26 protein-coding genes and 1 pseudogene are annotated in these 22,419 nt (G+C 64.8%); 9 read left to right on the forward strand and 18 right to left on the reverse strand.

Annotated features, from left to right (window positions below; all coding sequences use genetic code 11):
* Positions 1-3: 3 nt before the first annotated feature.
* Together OOJ09_RS20855 and OOJ09_RS20860 are read right to left on the reverse strand one after the other, a co-directional pair.
* Positions 4-2,565 carry a cation-translocating P-type ATPase gene (locus OOJ09_RS20855; protein WP_269907005.1) on the reverse strand — a complete coding sequence of 854 codons (2,562 nt, stop codon included), beginning with the start codon at positions 2,563-2,565 and terminating at the stop codon, positions 4-6.
* Positions 2,566-2,869: 304 nt separating this feature from the next.
* Entirely contained in the window at positions 2,870-3,766 is an 897-nt protein-coding gene (locus OOJ09_RS20860; protein WP_269907006.1) for a LysR family transcriptional regulator, read from the reverse strand.
* A 117-nt stretch (positions 3,767-3,883) separates the two neighbouring features.
* Here OOJ09_RS20860 and OOJ09_RS20865 point away from each other — a divergent pair, with 117 nt between their 5' ends.
* The 3 genes from OOJ09_RS20865 (at position 3,884) to OOJ09_RS20875 (ending at position 6,351) form a co-directional block, all read left to right on the forward strand.
* The gene (locus tag OOJ09_RS20865; RefSeq protein WP_269907007.1) at positions 3,884-4,750 is read left to right on the forward strand and encodes a class I SAM-dependent methyltransferase; all 867 of its coding nucleotides are present in this window, start codon (positions 3,884-3,886) and stop codon (positions 4,748-4,750) included.
* 150 nt (positions 4,751-4,900) lie between these two features.
* Positions 4,901-5,647, forward strand: a complete 747-nt coding sequence (locus OOJ09_RS20870) for a pseudouridine synthase (protein ID WP_269907008.1) — start codon at positions 4,901-4,903, stop codon at positions 5,645-5,647.
* 302 nt (positions 5,648-5,949) lie between these two features.
* Complete coding sequence (locus tag OOJ09_RS20875) at positions 5,950-6,351, forward strand: VOC family protein (RefSeq protein ID WP_269907009.1); 402 nt, start codon at positions 5,950-5,952, stop codon at positions 6,349-6,351.
* Between the two features lie 36 nt (positions 6,352-6,387).
* Here OOJ09_RS20875 and OOJ09_RS20880 read toward each other — a convergent pair whose 3' ends face one another.
* The 3 genes from OOJ09_RS20880 to OOJ09_RS20890 all read right to left on the reverse strand — a co-directional run bounded on the left by OOJ09_RS20880 (position 6,388) and on the right by OOJ09_RS20890 (position 7,714).
* The gene (locus tag OOJ09_RS20880; protein WP_269907010.1) at positions 6,388-6,618 is read right to left on the reverse strand and encodes a GDCCVxC domain-containing (seleno)protein; all 231 of its coding nucleotides are present in this window, start codon (positions 6,616-6,618) and stop codon (positions 6,388-6,390) included.
* Positions 6,619-6,742: 124 nt separating this feature from the next.
* Complete coding sequence (locus OOJ09_RS20885) at positions 6,743-6,886, reverse strand: hypothetical protein (protein WP_269907011.1); 144 nt, start codon at positions 6,884-6,886, stop codon at positions 6,743-6,745.
* 246 nt (positions 6,887-7,132) lie between these two features.
* Positions 7,133-7,714: a histidine phosphatase family protein gene (locus tag OOJ09_RS20890; RefSeq protein ID WP_269907012.1), complete on the reverse strand. Its 582-nt coding sequence runs from the start codon at positions 7,712-7,714 to the stop codon at positions 7,133-7,135.
* A 358-nt stretch (positions 7,715-8,072) separates the two neighbouring features.
* Between OOJ09_RS20890 and OOJ09_RS20895 the strand changes: the two genes are divergently transcribed.
* The 6 genes from OOJ09_RS20895 to OOJ09_RS20920 all read left to right on the forward strand — a co-directional run bounded on the left by OOJ09_RS20895 (position 8,073) and on the right by OOJ09_RS20920 (position 12,851).
* Positions 8,073-8,573, forward strand: coding sequence for an Lrp/AsnC family transcriptional regulator (locus OOJ09_RS20895; RefSeq protein ID WP_269907013.1), 501 nt, complete (start codon positions 8,073-8,075; stop codon positions 8,571-8,573).
* The gene (locus OOJ09_RS20900) at positions 8,570-9,730 is read left to right on the forward strand and encodes a saccharopine dehydrogenase family protein (RefSeq protein ID WP_269907014.1); all 1,161 of its coding nucleotides are present in this window, start codon (positions 8,570-8,572) and stop codon (positions 9,728-9,730) included. The genes OOJ09_RS20895 and OOJ09_RS20900 overlap by 4 nt, the downstream gene beginning before the upstream one ends.
* Before the next feature lie 102 nt (positions 9,731-9,832).
* Entirely contained in the window at positions 9,833-10,621 is a 789-nt protein-coding gene (locus OOJ09_RS20905) for an ABC transporter substrate-binding protein (protein ID WP_269907015.1), read from the forward strand.
* A 117-nt stretch (positions 10,622-10,738) separates the two neighbouring features.
* Positions 10,739-11,410, forward strand: a complete 672-nt coding sequence (locus OOJ09_RS20910; protein WP_269907016.1) for an amino acid ABC transporter permease — start codon at positions 10,739-10,741, stop codon at positions 11,408-11,410.
* On the forward strand, positions 11,407-12,081 hold the full coding sequence (locus tag OOJ09_RS20915; protein WP_019859628.1) for an amino acid ABC transporter permease: 675 nt from the start codon (positions 11,407-11,409) through the stop codon (positions 12,079-12,081). The genes OOJ09_RS20910 and OOJ09_RS20915 overlap by 4 nt, the downstream gene beginning before the upstream one ends.
* Before the next feature lie 26 nt (positions 12,082-12,107).
* The gene (locus OOJ09_RS20920; protein WP_269907017.1) at positions 12,108-12,851 is read left to right on the forward strand and encodes an amino acid ABC transporter ATP-binding protein; all 744 of its coding nucleotides are present in this window, start codon (positions 12,108-12,110) and stop codon (positions 12,849-12,851) included.
* A gap of 176 nt (positions 12,852-13,027) precedes the next feature.
* On the opposite strand, the pseudogene OOJ09_RS32065 reads toward OOJ09_RS20920, so the two are convergent.
* The 13 genes and pseudogenes from OOJ09_RS32065 to OOJ09_RS20985 all read right to left on the reverse strand — a co-directional run.
* Positions 13,028-13,192 (reverse strand): annotated as a pseudogene (locus tag OOJ09_RS32065) (type II toxin-antitoxin system RelE/ParE family toxin); the annotation flags it as partial.
* Entirely contained in the window at positions 13,182-13,427 is a 246-nt protein-coding gene (locus tag OOJ09_RS20930; protein ID WP_269907018.1) for a type II toxin-antitoxin system ParD family antitoxin, read from the reverse strand. The gene OOJ09_RS20930 and the pseudogene OOJ09_RS32065, both read right to left, overlap by 11 nt.
* A 184-nt stretch (positions 13,428-13,611) precedes the next feature.
* Positions 13,612-14,727, reverse strand: a complete 1,116-nt coding sequence (locus OOJ09_RS20935) for an alkene reductase (protein WP_269907019.1) — start codon at positions 14,725-14,727, stop codon at positions 13,612-13,614.
* A 45-nt stretch (positions 14,728-14,772) separates the two neighbouring features.
* A complete protein-coding gene (locus OOJ09_RS20940; protein WP_056570980.1) occupies positions 14,773-15,063 on the reverse strand; it encodes an ArsR/SmtB family transcription factor in 291 nt (96 codons plus the stop codon).
* A 248-nt stretch (positions 15,064-15,311) separates the two neighbouring features.
* Positions 15,312-16,559, reverse strand: a complete 1,248-nt coding sequence (gene arsK, locus OOJ09_RS20945) for an arsenite efflux MFS transporter ArsK (protein WP_269907020.1) — start codon at positions 16,557-16,559, stop codon at positions 15,312-15,314.
* Entirely contained in the window at positions 16,552-17,973 is a 1,422-nt protein-coding gene (locus OOJ09_RS20950) for an NAD(P)-binding domain-containing protein (RefSeq protein WP_269907021.1), read from the reverse strand. Before OOJ09_RS20950 ends, arsK begins: the two co-directional genes overlap by 8 nt.
* A gap of 44 nt (positions 17,974-18,017) precedes the next feature.
* Positions 18,018-18,338 (reverse strand): ArsR/SmtB family transcription factor, encoded by a 321-nt coding sequence (locus OOJ09_RS20955; protein ID WP_269907022.1) that lies wholly within the window; start codon positions 18,336-18,338, stop codon positions 18,018-18,020.
* Between the two features lie 63 nt (positions 18,339-18,401).
* Positions 18,402-18,818 (reverse strand): arsenate reductase (glutaredoxin), encoded by a 417-nt coding sequence (arsC, locus tag OOJ09_RS20960; RefSeq protein ID WP_269907023.1) that lies wholly within the window; start codon positions 18,816-18,818, stop codon positions 18,402-18,404.
* Positions 18,815-19,924: an ACR3 family arsenite efflux transporter gene (gene arsB, locus OOJ09_RS20965; RefSeq protein WP_420107528.1), complete on the reverse strand. Its 1,110-nt coding sequence runs from the start codon at positions 19,922-19,924 to the stop codon at positions 18,815-18,817. Before arsB ends, arsC begins: the two co-directional genes overlap by 4 nt.
* A 16-nt stretch (positions 19,925-19,940) precedes the next feature.
* On the reverse strand, positions 19,941-20,450 hold the full coding sequence (locus OOJ09_RS20970; protein WP_269907024.1) for an arsenate reductase ArsC: 510 nt from the start codon (positions 20,448-20,450) through the stop codon (positions 19,941-19,943).
* Between the two features lie 22 nt (positions 20,451-20,472).
* Positions 20,473-20,805, reverse strand: a complete 333-nt coding sequence (locus OOJ09_RS20975) for an ArsR/SmtB family transcription factor (protein ID WP_269907025.1) — start codon at positions 20,803-20,805, stop codon at positions 20,473-20,475.
* Positions 20,806-20,906: 101 nt separating this feature from the next.
* Positions 20,907-21,605, reverse strand: coding sequence for an RES family NAD+ phosphorylase (locus OOJ09_RS20980; protein ID WP_269907026.1), 699 nt, complete (start codon positions 21,603-21,605; stop codon positions 20,907-20,909).
* Positions 21,599-22,027: an MbcA/ParS/Xre antitoxin family protein gene (locus tag OOJ09_RS20985; RefSeq protein WP_269907027.1), complete on the reverse strand. Its 429-nt coding sequence runs from the start codon at positions 22,025-22,027 to the stop codon at positions 21,599-21,601. The genes OOJ09_RS20980 and OOJ09_RS20985 overlap by 7 nt, the downstream gene beginning before the upstream one ends.
* Positions 22,028-22,419 lie beyond the last annotated feature (392 nt).

Here is a 22,419-nt window from a genome sequence, read left to right on the forward strand (position 1 = left end):
TTGTCAGGCCTTCAGCTGCCCCCGCCAGAGTGGCTTCAGCAACTCCAGGCATGCCAGCACGGCAAGTCCCGCCGCAAGCGTCACTGCCAGATCGTCGAGATGCAGCGGTCCGAAGCGGAACAGACTGGTGGCAAACGGCCACAGAAGCGTCCCGCCCAGCATTGAAGCCACGACCACGACAACAATCATGAGCGACCGGTTCGGCCTGATCAGCGCGGTCAGAAGCGATGCGCTGAAGGAGCGGTTGACAAAAATCAGCCCCACGATTGTCAGCACCAGCGAGAAAAACGTCAGCGCCCGGATTTCGTTCTCGGGCATGCCTTGTCTCAGGGCGACCAGGTAAATGCCCGCGAGAAGCGCGAAGGCGAGCGTCCCCTGGATCAGCCCCCACCCGATCAGCGCCCCGGAGAACAGTGGCGAGTCCGGATTGCGGGGCGGACGGCGCATGACATCGTCTTCCTCGCTTTCAGCCTCGAAGACCAGCGAGCACACGGGATCGATCACCATCTCCAGAAAGGCGATATGTATCGGCCCGAACAGGATCGGCAGGCCAAACAGCAACGGCAGCAGCGAGAGGCCCGCGATCGGCACGTGGACCGCGAAGATGAACCCCATGGCCTTGCGCAGATTGTCGAAGATGCGGCGGCCAAGCCGGATGGCTTTGACGATTGAACCGAAATCGTCGTCGAGCAGGACGATCGACGACGCTTCGCGCGCGACGTCGGTGCCACGGCCACCCATGGCAATCCCGATATTGGCTGCCTTGAGCGACGGCGCGTCATTGACCCCGTCGCCAGTCATGGCGACGATTTCACCACTCGACTTCAGCGCGCTGACGATGCGAAGTTTCTGTTCGGGCATGATGCGCGCGAACACGGTCGCACTTTTCAAACGCCGGGCCAGCTCGTCGTCGCCGAGCGCCTGCATCTCGCTTCCGGTCACCACGCTTTCGGCATCGAGGCCGGCCTGGCGCGCGATCATCCTGGCGGTTGCCGGGTAGTCGCCGGTGATCATGATCACCCTGATGCCTGCGGAACGGCAGTCGCTCACGGCTTCGGGAACACTCGCGCGCAGTGGATCCGTCAGGCCGACCAGCCCGAGAAATTCGAATTTGAAGTCGTGTTGCGTCTCCGGCAAGTCGGTGCCGCGATGCGACACGCGGGCCACGCCGAGCACGCGCAGCCCCTCGGCCGCCATGGCTTCGACCGAACCCTTCAGGGCCTTGAAGTCCTTTGCGTTCAGATGGCACAGCGCCCCGATCGCCTCTGGCGCACCTTTTGCCGCAACCAGCGAATTGCCATCGCCACGTGTCGATTGCCAGACATTCGACATCGCCAGCAGTCCGGGTCGAAGCGGATATGCGTGGACCAGTTGCCAATCCGGTTTGTCCAGAACCTCGTGCCTGGACAGCCGTTCCTTGCCGAGTTTGTGAAATGCGATCTCCATGGGGTCGAAGGGAATCTCGGCGCTGGCAAGCACACCCGTCTCGACCAGATCGGCGAATGCCGCCGGCAGGTCGGCACCCGGCCTGTCCGCCATGCGAAACGACTTTCCATCCGCTGTCCGAAGTTCGGCAATCGTCATCCGGTTCTCGGTGAGCGTGCCTGTCTTGTCGGCGCAAAGGATCGTCGCCGAGCCAAGCGTTTCGATCGCGGCGGCCCTGCGGGTCAGGACGCGCGCCTGTGATATGCGCCACGCGCCCATGGCCATGAAGATCGTCAGCACGACGGGAAACTCTTCCGGCAGCATGGACATGCCGAGCGCGATGCCCGCAAGCACGGCGTCAAGCCATCCGCCCCGCAAAAGCCCATAAAGCAGGACCGCGGCGACGCTGACCGCACCGCCGACCATTGCGAACATGCGGACGACGCGCCGCATCTGCGCCTGCAATCGCGGCGGTTCGGTCTCCATTGAACTCAGCGAGTGCCCTATCTTGCCGATTTCACTGCGTGGCCCCGTCGCCAGGACTTCGCCGATGCCTGAACCGCGAACGACCAGCGAACCGGAGAATATGAAAGGCAGGTCGTCGCCGCCCGGCCGGCGTTCGCTCAGTGGCGGGGCGCCATCGGCGGCAATCTTTCGGACCGGCACGGATTCGCCGGTCAGCAGGGATTCGTCGCTCTGAAGGTCCTGGCTCTGGAGAAGCCTGGCATCGGCCGGCACCCGGTCACCCTCGCCGAGCACGACGAGATCCCCCCGAACAACCTCGCGACCGGCGATGCGCTTGCGTTCACCACCGCGTATGACCAGGGCGCGCGGGCTGGTGAGATCACGCAAGGCTTCCAGGACACGCTCGGTGCGTGTCTCCTGGATGATGGTTATGCCGATCGACATCGTGGCAAAGGCCAGCAGGATCAGTGCTTCCTCCAGGTTGCCGAGAATGAGATAGACAACGCCGCCGCCAAGCAGGAGCGCCAGCATCGGCTCGCGAATGACCTCGAAGGCAATCCGCAACGGCGTGCGTCGGTTGGACCGCGGCAGTTCGTTGTACCCTTCGGCGACAAGCCTGGCTTGCGCCTCGGCCTCTGAAAGGCCTGGGAAAGGATCCGTCGCCAACTCGGCCATGTCAATTTCCCCTGGCGGCCGGTTCGACAGAAGTCATGGCCGGTTCAGCATCCGCGTGCTTCGCGGCACCAATGCACGGTATCTGTGTGGCGAGTATGTCTCGGTGTGACAACAGGGCCGAAAGCCGCAGATCGGCTGGAAAAACAATATCGACGTGCCGATCTAGGGATTCACACTCCGGTCGATGCCCGACGAGCCTCACCGGTGGAGGTCCGGCTTGCCGGCAGTCCGGGGGGCCAAGCCGAAACCTTGATGAGGAACAAGGAGATGGATCCGAACCGCCGACAGCGGGGAGACGGCCTTGTCAGGAGCCGATGTCGCCAGATGGCCTCGGCAGGCGGCCTTCGAACAACGCACTCTGGTCGCGGATGCGCGCCACCATGTGCTCGCGAAACACCCTGACGCGCTTGGTTCGCCGAAGGTCGGGATGGTAGAGCAGCCAGAGCCCGAGATCATGGATCGGGTCCGGCTGGCGAAAGCGCTCCAGTTCCTCGGCGCTGTCGCCCATGAAGCATGGCAGATAGGCGAGGCCGAGCCCCTGTTTCAGGGCCGCGAGCGTCAGCAGCGTGTCATCGACGAAGAAACTGTGGTGGTGATCCGGGCATGCCGCATGGGTCCAGGATTGATGGAAGGCGCAGCATTCCACGCCGAGCCAGAGCGGCCTGGCGCCGCTGGCGCGCAAACCGTGCAGGTAGCGCCGCTCTCCGTAGACGGCCGACGCCACATTGGCGAGCCGGATGCCGACCAGCGTGTCGAGCGGCGTGTTGGTCAGCCGGATGGCGATGTCGGCGTGGCGTTCGGCCAGGCTGACATATCTGTTGGAGACCTGCACATGCAGCTGGATATCCGGATAGGCCTCGCTGAAGCCGGCGAAGATCGGCATCAGCACGGATGAAGCCATGTTGTTGATGGCCGACACCCTGAGCTCGCCCGCGACGCGGTCCTCCCGGCCGCCGAGCGCGCCCTCGACCTCGAGCACTTCCAGCTCCATCTTGCCCGCCGCCATCCTCAACTCGTCGCCGGCGGGCGTCAGCTCGTATCCGGATTTCTTGCGTTCGATCAGCCGCGTGCCAAGCTGCGTCTCCAACAGCCGGATGCGGCGCGACACGGTGGAGTGCTGGATGTTCATGCGTTTTGCGGCGCCGCTGATCGAGCCGTCGCGCGCGACGGCCAGGAAAATCCGCAAATCATCCCAATGCATCCTGGACCCCGATCCGTGCAATTTTGCAAAATGGGCGTCGAGATTTCGAGAATGGTACCAGAATTACGCGATCCGTACGGTTTCCGGCAAGGCAATAGTGCCTTTCAGGAGGAAGCCATGACCGCGCAGCAACCGATTTTCGATCCGGTCAAGTTCAAGGAAACCACCCGCAAGCAATGGGACAGCGCCGCCGAAGCCTGGAACCGCTGGGGGCCCCTGCTGACCCGCTGGCTGGGACCCGCCACCGAGCTGATGCTTGACATGACCGATGTCGGCAAGGGCAGCCGCGTCCTCGATGTCGCCGCCGGTGCCGGAGAACAGACACTGACCGCCGCGCGGCGCGTCGGCCCCAGGGGTTATGTGCTGGCCACCGACATCTCGCCGGGCATTCTCGGCTTTGCCGCCAGCAACGCCAAGCTGGCCGGCCATGCCAATGTCGACACCGTCGTCGCCGATGGCGAAAGGCTGGATGCCATATCGGCCGAACCGTTCGACGCGGTGATCTCGCGCGTCGGGCTGATCTATTTTCCCGACCAGAACCGGGCGCTCGTCGGCATGCGCGATCATCTCAAGCCCGGCGGCAAGGTCGGCGCCATCGTCTATTCCACCGCCGACAGGAACCCGTTCTTCTCGATCCCGGTCGGTATCATCCGCCGCCGTGCCGCCCTGCCCGCACCCCTGCCCGGCCAGCCCGGGCCGTTCAGCCTGGGCGACCCGGCGGTGCTTGCCAAACGCCTGGCCGATGCGGGTTTCCATGACGTGCGCATCGAGAAGGTCGACGCGCCGGTGCGGCTGCAATCGGCCCTGGAGTGCCTGCAGTTCGAGCAGGAATCCTTCGGCGCGCTGCACCAGATGCTGGCCGGCCTCTCGCCCCGCGACCAGGACGACGCCTGGGCGGAGATCGAGACCGCGCTTGGCCAGTTCGAACAGGACGGACAGTTCGAGGGGCCGTGCGAAATGCTGGTCGCCGCCGCCACCCGGTAACGGTGCATGTTCGCGGGCTTGAGCAGGACTGGATGCGCGTGATAGCCAAGGTGCGGCGGCACGTGCGCCCGCTCACCAAACGACGGTGTCGGCGACGTGTCGCCGGCACGCCTCCAACCGGAGACGTGATCCGGAACGACAAAGCAGGCGATGACCCCACAGCAGCCACGAACCACCGCCAGGTCGGCCGGCGTCAGCCTCAACCGCGCGCTGTCGAAGCTTGGCCTGTGCTCGCGCACGCAGGCCGAGGTGCTGATCGCGGAAGGCCGCGTGAGGGTCGGCGGCAAGGTGGTGCGCAATGCCTCGCAGCGAGTCGACCTCAACCGCGACCGCATCGTCGTCGACGACAGGCCGGTGGTCGCCGAGCGCAAGGTCTATCTCATCCTCAACAAGCCGCGCGGGCTGGTCACCACCCGCGACGACCCACAGCAGCGCGACACCGTCTATGCTTGCCTCGAAGGGCTCGATTTGCCGTTCGTCTCGCCTGTCGGCCGCCTCGACAAGGCGAGCGAAGGCCTGCTGATGATGACCAACGACACGCGCTTCGCCAACCGGCTGATGGACCCGGCCTCGCACCTGCCCAAGACCTATCACGTGCAGATCGGCACGGTGCCCGACGAAGCCATGCTGGCGGCACTGCGCTCCGGCGTGACGCTCGATGGCGAGACCTTGACCACCAATTCGATCGAGCTCCTGCGCAGCGGCGGCCGCACCGCCTGGCTGGAGATCGTGCTCGACGAAGGCCGCAACCGCCACATCCGGCGCCTGCTCGCCGCCCACGACATCGAGGTGCTGCGCCTGATCCGCATCGCCATCGGCCTCCTGCGGCTCGGCGACCTCGCCAAGGGCACAGCGCGGCACCTGACGCCGGACGAACTGGCGCTGCTGGGCGGGTAAGCGAACGGACTTAAAGTGGCGTTCGGTGGCGCCCCTTCCATCCTGCCGGACATCTTCCCCACAAGGACGGAGATTGGCCGGCTTCACGACCTTCGCCAATGTTCGACGGGACGAGAGCCGGCGGCCAATCTGCCGATCCCCTCGCCTCGGTAGCGGTGTCGGCCCACTTGGCACCGACCTGTTCCCTACCTTCGGCCTGCCGCCTGTCTGGCAAACCTCCTGACGGGAAGCTGTCAGGAGGACTGGTCTATAGGTCGCTCATGGATCCCGGCAGCGGCTCCGGCAATCAGGGAACAATCGCGATGAATTTCGTCTCCGTCCGCATCATCACGTCAGACGTTCGGCGCCTCGTGCGCTTCTACGGGGAGATCACGGGCATGCCCGTGACGATGTACACGGAGGACTTCGCGGAGCTGGTGACGCCGGCCTGCACGCTGGCGATCGGCAGCACGCGCACCTTGCAGCTGTTCGGTGGCGACGTCGCACGCCCCGCCGACAACCACACCGCCATCATCGAATTCCGCGTCGGCGACGTCGACGCGGAATTCGCCAGGCTGTCGGACACCATCAAGGACGCAACCGTGCAGAAGCCGACCACCATGCCCTGGGGCAACCGCTCGCTGCTGTTCCGCGACCCGGACGGCAATCTGGTCAACTTCTTCACCCCCGTCACCGCCGAGGCGATCAGGAAGTTCGACAAATAGCATGCCGCCTATGCACCACAGGCACGGCATTGCCGATTACGTCGGCTGGGGCTTCTGGCCGTCAGGGCCGGCGGGCGCGGTTCTTTCCTGAAGCGGCGGGCATGGCAGATCGGCATACGAGCAGAAAACGCAGCAATCACCCGCCAAGGGCTTCAAGAGCACGCCGCAGTTTTTGCATTCGTAGAAATGGACGCAGGCATCGGTCGGCATCGTTTCCACGGACTGATGTCCGCACTCCGGGCAGGTAAGGGTGCTCTCAAGCTTCATTGCCACTCCCAAGCATTGCGATCGGGGGCGAAATTTCAAACTGGGGCCTTCACGATCGCTTCAGCGGCATTTCCGATCATGTCGGTGGGGCGTTTTGGCCCTTGGGTCCAATGGCGGCGATTTGTCATCCTGCCTTGCTGAAAACGACGGTGCCGTCATCTTTGCGAACCTCCACCGCCACGATGCCGTCCTCCAGCTTTCGAGCGGGAAAAGTCGCCATGGCGTGATCCCTCGCAGCCTTCTCGGCATCGAATGGCGTCTTTGCCACTATGCCTGCTTTTCCATACCATATGACAGTGAAGGCCATGGCCGATCCTATGCCGTGCACCAATGCATGTCGCTTAAAAGTGGCCCCGGTTTTGGGGGCAACGACAACGCGGCACTTCAAGCATATAGGAGATCGGAGATGCGACAACGAGTTGATGTCGATTAAAGTGCGAGCCGATGCCACGCATTTTTCCAAGCCCCGTCGAACCGTCTCGGGACAGCGCCTTGGCAGTTGGCGCCTGCGCCCCTACTTCTGGTTCCACTTGCGAATAACCGGCTCGGTGAGATCGTGCTCATACCCGAGCACGCTGATGCCAGCCGTATCGAGCACGAACAGCGCGCCGCCTTCGGGCGCCAGGCCGATCCAGCGCGCCGCCAGCACGCGCAGGAAATGCGCGCTGGAAAACACCAGTATGTCGGCATTCGCCTTGCGCAATCCGGCGATGATCCTGTCCGCCCGGGCGCCGACATCGGCCGCCGTCTCGCCTCGCGGACAGCCATCGCGGAACACGGTCCAGCCCGGCCGCTCGGCCAGGATCTGCCTGGTCGTCAGCCCCTCATAGGCGCCGTAGTCCCACTCCTGCAGATCGTCCTTCCTGACGCTTTCAGCGCCGAAGCCGGCGAGCACGCTGGTGTTGTAGGCGCGCTGCGACGGGCTCGACCACACGGCGGAGAACGACAGGCCTTTCAGGCGATCCGCGATGCCCCGCGCGGCCGCCTCGCCGGCCGGCGTCAACGGTATGTCGGTACGGCCGGTGTGCTGCCCCGAAAGGCTCCACGCCGTCTCGCCATGCCGGACAAGGTGGATCTGCGGAAACGCGTTGCTCATGCGATGCCTTTCAAAATCGGCGGCACTCTAGATGACGATCCCGCAAAGGGGAATCCGGCTGATGTGAAAGTCCCTTGATGCCGACGTTACGGCCAGCCTCTTTCTCCCCGTTCCACGGGGAGAAATGCCCGGCAGGGCAATGAGGGGCGGCGCCGGGATCAACCATTGATCGCCTTCAACACAAGTTGGAAGCCATACCCTGTCTGAAGCGATTGCCCTGGCTCGATAGCGCGCAACCGCGCGTCTATCCCCAATCCACGCGGAAACACACCTTGCTTTTCAAAAATCCGTGACATAGCTTGTTTGCATATAGGCAAAGAAATTGCCGATGTTTTTTCTCTTTGTGAAAGACTGACCTTTGCGGGAACATCTCGATCTGACTGACCGGCGGCTGGTCAAGCAGCTGTCGCAGGACGCGCAGCCGGGCATCAACCGCATCGCCGAGATGTTGGCGATTTCGGTGCCGACGGTGCGCTCGCGGCTGCGCAATTTGCTCGACCGCAACCTGCTCAAGATCGTCGGGCTGCTGAACCTGACCGAGCGCCCCGAGCTGATCTCGGCCATTGTCGGCATCAATGCCCAGGGGCGCGGCAGGGCCCGCGAGCTGGCGCAGCGCATTTCCGAACTGCCCTTCGTCAACTCGGCTTCGGTGGTCACCGGGCGCTTCGACATCATCGTCGACGTGACCGTGGCCGGTGACGTCGCCGATCTCTACCGCGTCACCAGCGAGTTGATCCCGGGCGCCGGCGAGCCGGGCGAAGTCGTGCGCAGCGAGACCTTCGTCGTCATGGCGTCCTGCAACAAATGGGTCAGCCTGCCCGAAGGCTGCTGGTCGGACGATCGCAAGGAGCCGGCATGAAGATCGCGGTTCTCGGAGGCCTCGGCCTGCAAGGCCGGGCGGCGATCGCCGATCTCGTCGCCAGCGGTGTCGATGAAGTGGTTTGCGTCGACACGGCACCCGATGGTGCGGCCCGGCTTGGCGGCCTGACCGACCTTGCCAGCGTGCGCTTCGTGGTGCCGCAGGGCGCGATCGGCCCGGCCGTGGCCGGCGTGCTGGCGGATGCCGACGCCGTCATCGACCTGTTGCCGCAGCCGCTGATGCGCGAGGCGGTCCAGGCCGCGATCGCCACGCGCACGCCGCTGGTCACCACCAATTACGGCAAGGCCATCGCCGATCTGGCGCCGGCCGCCGAACAGGCCGGCGTCTCGATCATGACCGAGTGCGGGCTCGACCCCGGCATCGACCTCGTGCTCTACGCGCGCGCCGCGAAGCAGTTCGATTCCATCACCGCGATCGATTCCTATTGCGGCGGCATCCCCGAGCCGAAGGCGACGGCCAAGCCGCTGTGCTACAAGGTGAGCTGGAACTTCGACATGGTCCTGGTCAGCCAGAACCGCGACAGCGTGATGATCGAGGACGGCGAGCGGGTCGCCGTGCCGGCCGCCCGCCAGCACGACAATCATTTCATCCACGAGATCGAGGTCGCCGGTCTGGGCAAGCTGGAGGCCTTCCCCAATGGCGATGCGCTGCATTACGTCGAGATGCTTTCCGCGGCAAAAGGGCTGCGCCGCTCGGGCCGCTACACGCTGCGCTGGCCCGGATGGTCGGCGTTCTGGGCGCCGCTGAAGGAGCTCGGCTTCCTGTCCGAGGACAAGGTTGCCGGCACCTCAGTCAGCCCGCGCGAATTCCTCGGCCGGCTGCTCGGGCCGCAACTGCAATATGGCCCCGGCGAAAAGGACCTTTGCGTGATGCGCAATGTCTTCTCCGGCCTCGAAGGCGGCCGCGCCAAGACGGTGACGTCGGATCTGATCATCGAGCGCGACCTGGCTTCGGGCCTGTTCGGCATGAGCCTCGGCGTCGGCTATCCCGCCAGCATCGTGGCGCAGATGCTGGCGCGGCGCGAGATCACCGCACCAGGCTTGCTCAACCCGCTGCTGCATGTGCCCGATGGCCCCTTCTTCGACCAACTGGCCAGGCGCGGCATCACGGTTGCCGAGACGGTGGCCTGGTACTGAGGAGACAGATTTTCGAACGGTGTCCGCCGGCAATGGTGGCTGCCGTTCAAAAAAGGAGCCCAAGGGAATCCGCGGGCAAACAACAACAGGGAGGAATGCCACATGAAGATTGCCAGACTTTTCATCGCCGGACTTGCGCTCGCCGGGCTCACCGCCGCCGCCAGCGCCGGAGCGCTCGACGACATCACCAAGCGCGGCGAACTGCGCGTCGCCGTGCAGACCCAAGGACCCCCCTTCTCGCTGGTCGGCGCCAATGGCGAACGCACCGGCAGTTCGGTTGAACTCGCCGAACTGATGGCCAAGGAAATGGGCGTCAAGATCACCTTCCTCGACTTCGACTGGGACGGCCTGATCCCGGCGCTGCTCTCGGGCAAGGCCGACCTCCTGGTCGCCGACATGACGCCGACGCTGGCGCGCGGCATGAAGGTCGCCTTTACCACGCCTTACATGTACACGGGCAGCACCGTCTTCACCAAGGCCGACAGCAAGTTCAAGACCACCGAGGACTGCAAGGCCAAGGGCACCAAGATCGCCGTGCTGCTCGGCGCCACCGGCGAGAAGGAAGCCAAGACGGCCTTCCCCGATGCCGACATCAAGAGCTACAAGGGCGGCGGTCCGCTGCTGCTCGACGCCGTCAACAACGGCCAGGCCGACTGCGGCGTCAACGACGTCTCGGCGGTCAAGGGCCAGTCGACCGCCTATCCGGCCGGCACCTTCACCATCATGCCGGACCTCTTGTCGAAGGAGCCGCTTGCCTTCGCCACCCGCTATGACGAGCCGGACCTGTTGATCTGGATGAACCTGTTCCTCAACCAGGTGAGCATCGATGGCCGCTTGCAGAAGAACCTCGACTACTGGGTCAATTCCGACGCCTGGAAGAAGGACCACTAAGCAGCGATAGATCCAGGCGGTTTCGCGCGCGCCTTCGGCGCCGCGAAACCGCCTGGAATTCGCTTCACACTTGCTTCGTCCGTCGCCCCTTGGGCGCCTCAGGGACTTCACCCAGCGATGCTCGAGAACTTCAGCTTCCGCACCATCGTCGAATACCTGCCTCTGTTCGGGCAGGGCCTGTTCACGACCGTCTGGCTGTCGGCGCTGTCCTTTGTCGGCGCGCTCGCCGTCGGCATCGTGCTGTGCGCCATGAACCTGCAGCGCGGCTTCCTGTTTCGCGCGCCGGCCAAGGCCTATATCGACGCCGTGCGCGCCACGCCCCTGCTGGCTCAGCTCTATTTCCTCTATTTCGGCCTGCCGCGGCTCGGCTTCGTCCTGCCAGAACTGGTCGTCGGCATCCTCGCGCTGTCGCTGAACAGCGGCGCCTATGTCGCTGAAATCATTCGCGCCGGCATCCTGTCGATCCCGCGCGGCCAGGTCGAAGCCAGCGTCGCCTCGGGCATGACCTACGTCCAGCGCATGCGCCTGGTCATCCTGCCGCAAGCCTTCAAGGTGACGATCCCGCCGCTGCTCGGCCAGGCCATCGTGCTGGTCAAGGATTCGGCGCTGCTGTCGCTGATCTCGGTCGCCGAGCTGACGCGTGCCGGGCAACTGCTCGCCTCCGACCGCTTCATGCCGGCGGAAGGGTTTCTCACCATCGCCGCCTTCTACCTCTTGCTCTATTACTGCCTGAAGGGACTGGCCGCTCTGTCCGGCCGCTGGCTCGGCACGGCGGGGGCGCGCACATGATCTGGCAACAGTTCCTCAGCCTCGCCGGCTCCTATCCCCTCGCCTTGCGCGGCCTCGGCATGACAGTGGTGCTGTCGCTGATCAGCCTGGTGCTGGGCACGCTGCTCGGCTTTGGCCTCGGCATCTTGCGGACCGGCGGCAACCGGCTGATCAGCAGCGTGATCGGCGCCTGGGTCGACCTGATCCGCGGCACGCCGTTCCTGGTGCAGATATTCCTGATCTTCTTCATCCTGCCGGAGTTCGGCATCGAACTCGACGCCTTCACCGCCGGCATCATCGCGCTCACCAATCTGGCCGCCTGCTTCATCTGCGAGATCGTCGCCGCCGGCATCCGCTCGGTGCCGACGGGCCAGGTCGAGGCAGCGCTGGCGTCCGGCCTGTCGCGCTGGCAGCGCATGCGCCAGGTGGTGCTGCCGCAGGCGATGCGCATCGTGCTGCCGCCGCTGGTCGGGCAATATGTGCTGCTGATCAAGGATTCCTCGGTCGTCTCGGCGATCGGCCTGACCGACCTCACCCGCGTCGGCTGGCTGGTGGTGCAGCGTGTGCCCAACGGCCTGCTGGTGTTCTTCCTCGTCGGCGTCGGCTATTTCATCGTCTGCTATCCCCTGATCATGCTGGCCCGCCGGCTCGAACGCCGCATGGGCGCGGCGCATGGCGAGGTGCAATTGTGACATCGAATCCCAAAAGGCCAGAGAGCATGACCAAAACCGGCATGATCGACTTTCGCGGCGTCAACAAATGGTTTGGCGCGCTCAATGTGCTGAAGGACATCACGCTCAGCGTCGAGCCGCGCGAAGTGGTCGTCGTCTGCGGCCCGAGCGGCTCGGGCAAGAGCACGCTGATCCGCTGCATCAACGGCCTGGAGACGATCAAAGACGGCGATCTCATCGTCGACGGCCAGCGCCTCGGCGACCCCGCCACCAACATGACGCAGCTGCGCACCGAGATCGGCTTCGTCTTCCAGTCGTTCAACCTTTATCCGCACAAGACCGCGCTCGAAAACGTCACGCTGGCCCCGATCCATGTTCGCAAGATTCCGCGCACTGAAGCCGAGCATGCCGGGCGCGAATTGCTGGCCAAGGTCGGTCTCGCCGACAAGGTCAACGCCTATCCGGCGCAGCTTTCCGGCGGCCAGCAGCAGCGCGTGGCGATCGCGCGCTGCCTCGGCATGCGGCCCAAGATCATGCTGTTCGACGAGCCGACCTCCGCCCTTGATCCCGAGATGATTTCGGAAGTGCTCGACGTCATGGTCGCCGTCGCCGAGGAAGGCATGACCATGATGGTGGTGACGCATGAGATGGGCTTCGCCCGCAAGGTCGCCCGGCGCGTGGTGTTCATGGATGCCGGCGCCATCGTCGAAAGCGGCACGCCCGATGAGTTCTTCTCGCACCCCAGGACCGACCGCAGCCGGGCATTTCTAAGCAAGATTCTCAGGCATTGAGGGCGCTGGCAGGCACCCCGGTCGTGAAGCGCGCTTGGGGCGTCACAGATGTCGTTCAACGTCCATGCGTTGATGCAGGATGCGGATGACGTCCAGGACCGTTTCGGACTGACGGAAAACACGAAGTGCTGGCCAACCGGGTATTTGAAATAGCCCTCGCGCACATCGGTACGACGACCGGTTTTGACGCCTCGGGCCAAGCCTTCGATAGCGTCGACCAAATCATGGTGATACCGATCCGCCTGTTCAACCGACCAATATTTGAACGTGTAGAGCCAGATATCTTCCAGATCAGCTTCCGCCAGGGGTGAAAGCCGATATCGGCGGCTCTCACCTGGCATGCTTGGCCTTCATCCTGCTCAGGAATGCATCGCTGTCGAAGGCCGCAGGTGTGCCGGATTCTTCGCCGGCAATAAGGGCGTTCTGCAAGGCGGCGACTTTGGCTTCGTGTTCTTCGAGCAACCGCAGGCCGGCGCGTACAACATCACTCGCCGAGCCATAACGGCCCGTCTGGACCTGCGTATCGATGAAACCGGCGAAATGATCGCCAAGGGAGACAGAGGTATTTCGGGGCACGGTACCGTCCTTTCGTCAACGGTATGAGTATACCAAAAATTGGTACACGTCACCTCCTCAACCAGACGACGCGTCGGCCGGAAGGCGGAACCGATCGTCAAGGCGCAGCGACCGACCGGCTCCCCAAGGGGAGCCGGCTGCGTTCTCTTGTGTGCAGGCGAAAGGACTATCCCGGTTGGGTAGCTCAGGCTGCCGTCGGATAGTCCGTATAGCCCCTGGCGTCGCCGCCATAGAACGTCGCCTTGTCGGGGGCGTTGAGTTCGGCATTCCGCTTCAACCGGCTGACGAGATCGGGATTGGCGATGAACAGCTTGCCGAACGCGACGAGGTCGGCATAGCCGTCCGCGACGGCCTTTTCGGCCAGCTCCTTGTCGTAGCCATTGTTCGCCAGCCAGGCGCCGCGTCCGCCGGCCTTGCGATAGCCGGCCTTGAGCTCTTCGTAATCGAACGGCTTGTCGCCCTGGCTGAAGTCGCGCGCGCCGCCGGTCGCCCCTTCGACGATATGGATATAGGCCAGGCCTCTTGCGCCCAGGCCTTCCACCACATGGTTGAAAAGCGGCTGCGGATCGGCATCCGAAGCGTCGTTGGCGGGGGTCACCGGCGACAGCCTGATCCCGGTCTTGCCGGCGCCGACAGCGCTCGTGACCGCGTCGACCACCTCGAACAGAAACCGCGCCCGGTTTTCGATGGAACCGCCATAATCATCGCTGCGATGGTTGGTGCCGGAACGCAGGAACTGGTCGATGAGATAGCCATTGGCGCCATGGATCTCGACGCCGTCGAAACCCGCCTCCTCGATCGCCGCCCTGGCGGCGCGGCGAAAATCATCGACGATGCCGGGGAGTTCGGCCGCATCGAGTGCGCGCGGCTCGGAGGTCTCGACGAACTCGCCGCTGCCATCCGGCTTGACCAGGAAAGTCTTGGATTTTGCCCTTATCGCCGACGGCGCCACCGGCTTGCCGCCGCCAGGCTGCAAAGTTGTGTGCGAGATACGTCCGACATGCCAGAGCTGGACCACGATCTTGCCGCCGGCTTTATGCACGGCGTCGGTGACGCGCTTCCAGCCGGCCAGCTGATCGGCGCCATAGAGACCTGGCACGTTGGCATAGCCCTGGCCCTGATGGCTGATGGCGGTGGCCTCCGTCACGATCAGCCCGGCCGTGGCGCGCTGACCATAATAGGTGACCGAGAGGTCGCCGGGCACCGCATTGGGCGAGCGATTGCGCGTCAGCGGCGCCATGACGATGCGGTTCGCCAGCGCCAGGTCGCCGACCCGCAGGGGATCAAAAAGGGTAGCCATGAGAAATGCCTTTCATGCATTCGGGGGAGGAAGCGGGGAGGATCGTCAGAGATCGGACAAGGCGGCCTGAAAGGCGGCGATGGTTTCTTCGTTGCGCTTGTAGAACACCCATTGGCCGACCCGCCGCGTGGTGACGAGCCCGGCCGACGCAAGCGTCGCCAGATGCGCCGACACGGTGGACTGCGCCAGGCCGCAGCGTTCGAACTGGCTGGCGCAGACGCCCATTTCGAGCGGATGCTCCTGCGCGGTGAAGTGCTTTTCAGGCTCCTTCAGCCACGCCAGGACATCCCGTCGAACTGGATGCGCCAGCGCCTTCAATATGATGTCGTGTTCCATCTTCACCTGCATCGATCTCAACCGATATATAGATCGGCTAGAGACGATATGGGAGGAAATCCATTCCATTCTTGCCGGCGATCGGAGAAAGCCGCTGTCCCCTGCGGCACAGTGCCGAAATCAATGCCTCGGGCGCCATCGTCGAAAACGGCATGCCCGACGAGTTCTTCTCGCACCCAGGACCGACCGCAGCCGCGCCTTCCTGAGCAAGACACTCAGGCATTGAAAGCACGGCATCCCGACGCGCTTCAGGTCGCCTCTTCCGGACTGCCGCCAATCGCAAACGCGACCCGGCCGGCGCGCCATCTCAAAAGCGCTATGGCGAGGAAGGCGATCACGCCGCTCGCGGCGACGACCACCAGCACCCACAGCGAATTGGCGACGGATGTCCGCGCCATCATGAAGGCGAGCGCGAACGGCGCGAAGGACGATGTGAACTGACGGGCGGCGCTCGCCCAGCCCAGCCGCGCGCCATAGCCTTCGCGGCCGAAGAGCTCCAGCGGCAAGGTGCCGCCGACGATGCTGGTGAGGCCGGAACCGAGGCCGAACAGGAACACGAACAGGAAGGCGCCGGGCAGCCATGGCGTGGTCAACAGCAGCGCGCACAGCCCGGCTGTGAGCAGCGATGCGGCGATGACGGCGAGATGCGTTTGCTGAAGGCGTCCGCCAAACAGCATGTTGACCAGCCGGCTGGCGACCTGCGCCGGCCCGAACAGGGTCGAAACGAAGATGCCGGCGGTGCCCAGCCCAAGCGCCGCCGTCAGCGGCACCATGTGGATGAGGATCGCCGACAGCACGAAACCCTCGGTGGCGAAACCCGCCAGCATGAGCAGAAACGCCACCCGTCCGCGTCGCGCATCGAGCGGCGCGCCCGCTTCATGCGCCAGGGCTCGTCCCTCGCCTGCCAGCGTGGCCGTCGCGTGGCGGCGCGACAGGCGCATCAGCCAGGCGTGGATCGGCAGGCAGAGCCCGAGATTGAGCGCCGCGAACAGCAGGTAGACCTCGCGCCATGTCAGATGGGCATGCAGCGCCGAGGTCAGCGGCCAGAACAGGGTCGAGGCGAATCCCGCGATGAGCGTCAGGTGGGTGATGCCGCGCTGCGGCCGGGGGACTCCGATCTGCACGATCGCCACGAAGGCGGCGCTGTAGAGGACGAAACTGGAAGCCAGCTCCATCGCCAGCAGCGCGAGAACGAACGTCACCCGGCCGGGCGAGACGGCGCACAGCGCCAGCGCCAGGGCTGCCGCGACCGAGCCGATGGTCATGATGCGCCCGGCGCCGAAGCGGTCGGCCCAGCGCCCCGCCGTCGGCGCGAACAGGCTGCCGGCGAACAGCGAGGCCGAGAGGGCGCCGAACACCCACCCTTGCGTGAGGCCGAATTCCAGGGCCATCGCCGGCGCCAGGATCGAGAAGCTGTAATAGAGCGTGCCGTAGCCGATGATCTGGGTCAGCCCGAGCCCCCAGATCGCCTTGCGCAGGACAGACCGGTCAGGCATCGACGCCGGCCGCCACGGCTTTTCCCGCCTCGGTATTGGTTCCGCAGCCGCAGCCCGACGCGCCCCTTGCCTTGGCGTCGGCATCCCTGACACAGCAGGCATCGACAGTGGCGGGAGCAGGCCCGCCGCAGCAGCCCGCGCGGTCCTCCGGTCCAGCCACGACATCGGCGCTGCATACCCCGGTCTCCGGCAGCACCAGATGCACCTCGCGGGCCGCGACGTGGTCTCCGGCAATGTCGGCGACCACGGAGCGGACCTGCTCGTAGCCGGTCGCCATCAGGAAGGTCGGAGCGCGGCCGTAGGATTTCGAGCCGACGATGGTGAAACCGGGTTCGGGATGGGCAAGCTCGCGGATGCCATGCGCCGGAACCGTACCGCACGAGTGAAAATTCGGATCGATCAGCGGCGCCAGCGCCGGCGGCGCTTCGACAACAGGATCGAGCGCGATGCGGATTTCACTCAGGAATGAGAGGTCGGGCCGGAAGCCGGTGGCGACGACGATGCGGTCAACGGCAAGGCTGAACGGCTTGCCGGCCAAGGTGGCGTCGACGGCAAGCCCCTCGCCGCGCATCTCGATGCGGTTGACGGCGAAAGGCGCCAGCATGTTCAGCCTGCCATCCGCCATCGCCTGCTTGGCGGCCAGCCCAAGCGCGCCGCGTTCGGGCAACTGGTCGTTCAGCCCGCCGCCAAGCAATCTCTCGACGCTGCGGTGGCGCAGCGCCCAGAAGATCTCGGTGCCCGGTGCCGCGTCCCGCAGTTCCATCAGCGCGAGCGCGACGTTGATCGCCGAATGGCCGCCGCCGATGACGAGGACGCGCTTGCCGGCATAGTCTTTTCTGGCCTTGCCGACCACGTCGGGAATGCCATGGGCGATGCGCGCCGAGACCGTGTCTTCGCCGGGAACCGGCAACCCGTCGACGCCGATGGGATTTGGCCGCCACCATGTTCCGGAGGCGTCGATGACGGCGCGTGCGAGAACGCGGTGCTCGCCGCCGGCATCGCGATAGCGGATGACGAAGGGCGCGTCCTTGCGGCCGTCATTGGCGACCTTGTCATGTCCCTGGCGGGTGATCGCGGTGACCTCGGCGCCGAGCTTCAAATTGGCGGCGATCGCGGGAAGCGCGGCGAGCGGCGCCAGATAATCGCGCACGATCTCGCCACCGGTCGGCAGGCCCCGCAGGGCCGGCGCCGTCCAGCCGGAGCGCTCGAGCAGCGCCCGCGCCGCCGCGTCGATGTTGTATTCCCAAGGCGAGAACACCCGCACATGGCCCCATTCGAGCAGGGCCGCGCCGACGCTTTCGCCGCGTTCGAGGATGAGCAGGCGGATGCCGCGTTGCACCAGATGCGCGGCGGCGGCGAGGCCGACCGGGCCAGCGCCAATCACCGCGACGGGAAGGCTTGCCATCATGTCCATTGGTTCGATCCTTCCGGTATCTTCGAATTATTGAGCCAAAAAAATCAAGCCAGCGCCTTGCCGACAGCGGGCGCGCAACTGGCGTCGGCGCAGCACTCGTCGGCGAGATAGCCGATCAGCGCATTCATGCCGGGATAGCTGGCGCGGCAGATCAGCGTCGTCGCCTGCCGCTCCTGCGTCACCAGGCCGGTGTCCACCAGCCGCTTGAGGTGGTGCGACAGCGTCGAGGACGGAATGTCGAGCTTGCCCTGGACGCTGCCCACGGGTAGCCCGCCCTCGCCGGCGCGCACCAGGATGCGGTAAAGCTGAAGCCGCGTCGGGTTGCCGAGCGCTTCGAGCTGGGAGGCTGCTTTTTCGAGTTTCATGGAAATAGGCTACACGGCGCTTTTCGAAGCGTCAACCATATTTCGAAAAAAATGGAAATATGATCAGCCGGCGCGCTTGCCCGCGATGACCACCTCGCCATCCTCCTTGGTGAACGCGCCGATCTCCGGGTTGGGCAGGATGTCCAGCACCTTTTCCGACGGCCGCGCCAGGACGACGCCGAGCGGGCTGACGACGATCGGCCGGTTGATCAGGATCGGATGCGCCAGCATGAAATCCAGAATTTCATCGTCAGTCCATTTCGGATCGGCAAGGCCGAGTTCGGCATAGGGCGTGCCCTTCTCGCGCAGCAACGCGCGCGGTGTCATGCCCATCGCCGCGATCAGCTCGACCAGTCTTTGCCGTGACGGCGGTGTCTTCAGATATTCGATCACCTCCGGCTCCTCGCCGGACTGCCGGATGATGGCCAGCGTGTTGCGCGACGTGCCGCAGGCCGGGTTGTGGTAGATGGTGACGGTCATTTCGCGGCCCTCTCTGCCAACATGGTGTTCCTGACGGCGGCGCCCTCTTCATACCAACCCTTGCTGCGGTTGACGATCCACACCACCGACAGCATGACCGGAACCTCGATGAGGACGCCGACGACGGTCGCCAGTGCCGCGCCCGAATTCAATCCGAACAACGCGATCGCCGCCGCCACCGCCAGTTCGAAGAAGTTCGACGCACCGATCAGCGCCGATGGCCCGGCCACGCAGTGCCGCTCGCCGGAGATGCGGTTGAGCAGATATGCAACGCCGGAGTTGAAATAGACCTGGATCAGGATCGGCACCGCCAGCAGCGCGATCACCAGCGGCTGGGCGATGATCTGCTCGCCCTGGAAGCCGAACAGCAGCACCAGCGTCGCCAGCAGGGCTACCAGCGACAAGGGCTGCAGCGCGGCCAGCAGCGCATCGAGCCCGCCCTGCCCCTTCGCCGCCAGCAGCCGGGCGCGAACCAGCTGCGCGACGATCACCGGCAGGACGATGTAGAGCGCCACCGACAGCACCAGCGTGCCCCATGGCACGGTGATCGCCGACAGGCCGAGCAGCAGCCCGACGATGGGCGCGAAGGCGACGATCATGATCGCGTCGTTGAGCGCCACTTGGGACAGCGTGAAATTCGGCTCGCCGCGCGTCAGGTTCGACCAGACGAACACCATCGCCGTGCACGGGGCCGCGGCCAGGATGATCAGCCCGGCGATGTAGGAATCGATCTGCGCGGCGGGAAGCCACGGCCGCAGCAGCCAGCCGATGAAGAGCCAGCCGAGCAGCGCCATCGAGAACGGCTTCACCGCCCAGTTGATGAACAGCGTCACGCCGATGCCGCGCCAATAGGTACCGACGCTGGCCAGCGAGGCGAAATCGACCCGCAACAGCATCGGCACGATCATCAGCCAGATCAGCACGGCGACGGGGATGTTGACCCTGGCGATCTCGGCAGATGCGATGGCGCCGAACACGCCCGGCAGCAAATGGCCGAGCGCCACCCCCGCGACGATGCACAGCGCCACCCACACCGTCAGGTATTTCTCGACGAAGCCGATGCCGGGCCTCGGCGCTTCGCCAGCGTTCAGAACGTGATCGGTCATGATGGGATTCCCTGGCTCAGCCGGCCTTCGGCAGGTTGCGGCCGATCTCGTCCAGCCGTTTCTGCAAGGCGAGCTTGTCGACCATGTTCATCGGCAGACTGACGAAGATTGAAATACGGTTGTTGAGCATGCGGTAGGTGTCTGCAAAGGCGAGATGCTTCTCCGCATCGGTGCCTTCCACGGCTGCGGGATCGGGCACGCCCCAATGTGCCGTCATCGGCTGGCCGGGCCAGATCGGGCAGGATTCATTGGCGGCGTTGTCGCAAACCGTGAAGACGAAATTCATCTCTGGCGCGCCGGGCACGGCAAATTCCTCCCAGCTCTTGGAGCGGGCGAAGGACGTGTCGTAGTTGAGGGTCTTCAGAAGCTGCAGCGCGAAGGGATGAACCTCGCCTTTCGGCTGCGATCCGGCGGAAAATGACTTGAACTTGCCCGCACCGAGGCGGTTCAGGATCGCCTCGGCGAGGATCGACCGGGCCGAATTGCCCGTGCACAGAAACAGGACGTTGAATATCGGATTGCTCATCGGCGATTGCTCCCACACAAGATTAACAGCCGCACGCCACGGCATTGATGACGGGACGGCAGAGCTCCGGCGCACCGTTGCAGCAATCTTCCATCAGATAGGCCAAAAGGTCCCGGAAGCCGGTCATGTCGGCGACGTAGCGCACGATCCGGCCGTCGCGTTCGGGGCGGATCAGCCCGGCATGGGCCAGCACCTTCAGATGCGCCGACATGGTGTTCTGGACCGTATCCAGCCTTGTGGCGATCTCGCCCGCCGCGATGCCTTCCGGGCCGGCGCGCACCAGTAGCCGGAAGACATCCAGCCGCGTCTCCTGGCCAAGCGCGGCCAGCGCGTTCAACGTGCCTTTCTTATCCATATATCCGAATCCTTGGATTTGCGGATTTCTAGATAACGACGTTGCCGCGATCTGTAAAGCGGTTGTCCGAAGAGAACAGGCTCAGAGAGCCTCGCCGGCCATCATGTGACCGCCAGCACATTTCCCGTATCGTGCTGGCGCACGAAATCCACGCGGCTGCCGTCCCAGTGGTAGCTGTAGTGCCGGCCCTGGACCGGAACGGTGATCGCGTCCGGCCAGAAGATGCCGATGCAGCCCCCGCCCCGTCTGCGCACGCTGCTCCACACCAGCCCGTCGCTGCCGGCAGCCCGCAAGGCCCGCCCTTCCGCCTGCGAGGCGGTGTAGTCATCGGGGTCGAGCACGCCGGGCACGGGGTTCACATCGTCGAGATCGCGGTCGACGCTGCCGATCAGCACGCGGAAATCCGCCGTCCAGCCCGCATCCTCGTTGGTGGCGCGCATGAATTTCTGATGGTGGTGGATGGTCTCGGCCAGCGCCACCTCCTCGCTGTCGCCGGCATAATAGATCCCGTAGCTGCCATCGGAGAACCGGCCGGGCCGCAGCGTCGAACAATGCACGAAGGGCGCCATCACGAAGCTCGCGCCGGGGCCGGAAACCCGCCTTGCGGCCGGCACCTTGCCGAGATCGCCGAGTTCGAGCCGGATGCGCGGGTTCGTCTTCTCCTCGACGGCGGCCAGCGCCTCCCAGTCGCGCGGGTCGGCAATGTCCTCGAAGAGGTCGATCGGGGGATGGATGGAGCGGATGATGCGGAAGGTCTGGTGCCAGTCGACGCGGCGCCGGACCGCAAGCCCACTCACCATGCACCACGCTCCGCATCGAGCCATTCGCGCATCGCGGCGAGATCGGCGATCTCTCCGCGCAGCATCAGGTCGAGCGCCGACTGACCACCGAAGGTGGCATTGGGCTTGCGGATCCAGGCGTAGCCGCGCGCCGGCTCCGTGAACAGATAGCGCAGGCCCTTGTGGATGCCCATCAGATGCGCCATGCGGGTGCGCAGATCGCGATCGATCCTGCCGATGCCGCCTTCCTTCCAGCGCCCCCCAGTCTTCCAACGTGCCCAGGTGCGCGCCGACATGCCGCCAAGCAGGATGCAGGCCTCCCCATCGGTGAGATTCCAGGCCTTGAACAGGTTGACCGTGGTGCGCGCCAGCGCGCCCGCCTCGTCGTCGGTAATGGCGCTGCCAACCGTGGACGGTGTCGTGACTATGGGCTGAAGCTGCATTTTGCTCCCTCGCTATTGGCAGACATATAGCATGTATTTGCCAAATGGCAAGGAACGGATCAACTGTCTTCCGGAAGCATCCTTTCGAATTGCCTGTTGGTTAGCGCTCGCGCGAACGCGGGGGGCCGCGCAAACCACGCTTCGGAATGACAGAGGCGTGGCTCAGGATTTGGCATCGCTCCCAGCTAAGTCGTTGCCTGGGCGGACCAGTCGGCTCGCCACGCCATAGGCGCACTTTCCCATGCGCGGCTCCGGCTGGCGGCATAGTTGGTGCTGATGGCGCTGTAATCGGCTTCACCAACGCTGCCGTCGCGATGTCTCCAAGCCCTGAAAGGCGAGCGCACAGCTATCCAATGCTGGCGGAAAAACACCATTTGCTCACTGCAATCGAC

The organism is Mesorhizobium qingshengii (assembly GCF_027563465.1).
Classification (GTDB): domain Bacteria; phylum Pseudomonadota; class Alphaproteobacteria; order Rhizobiales; family Rhizobiaceae; genus Mesorhizobium; species Mesorhizobium qingshengii_A.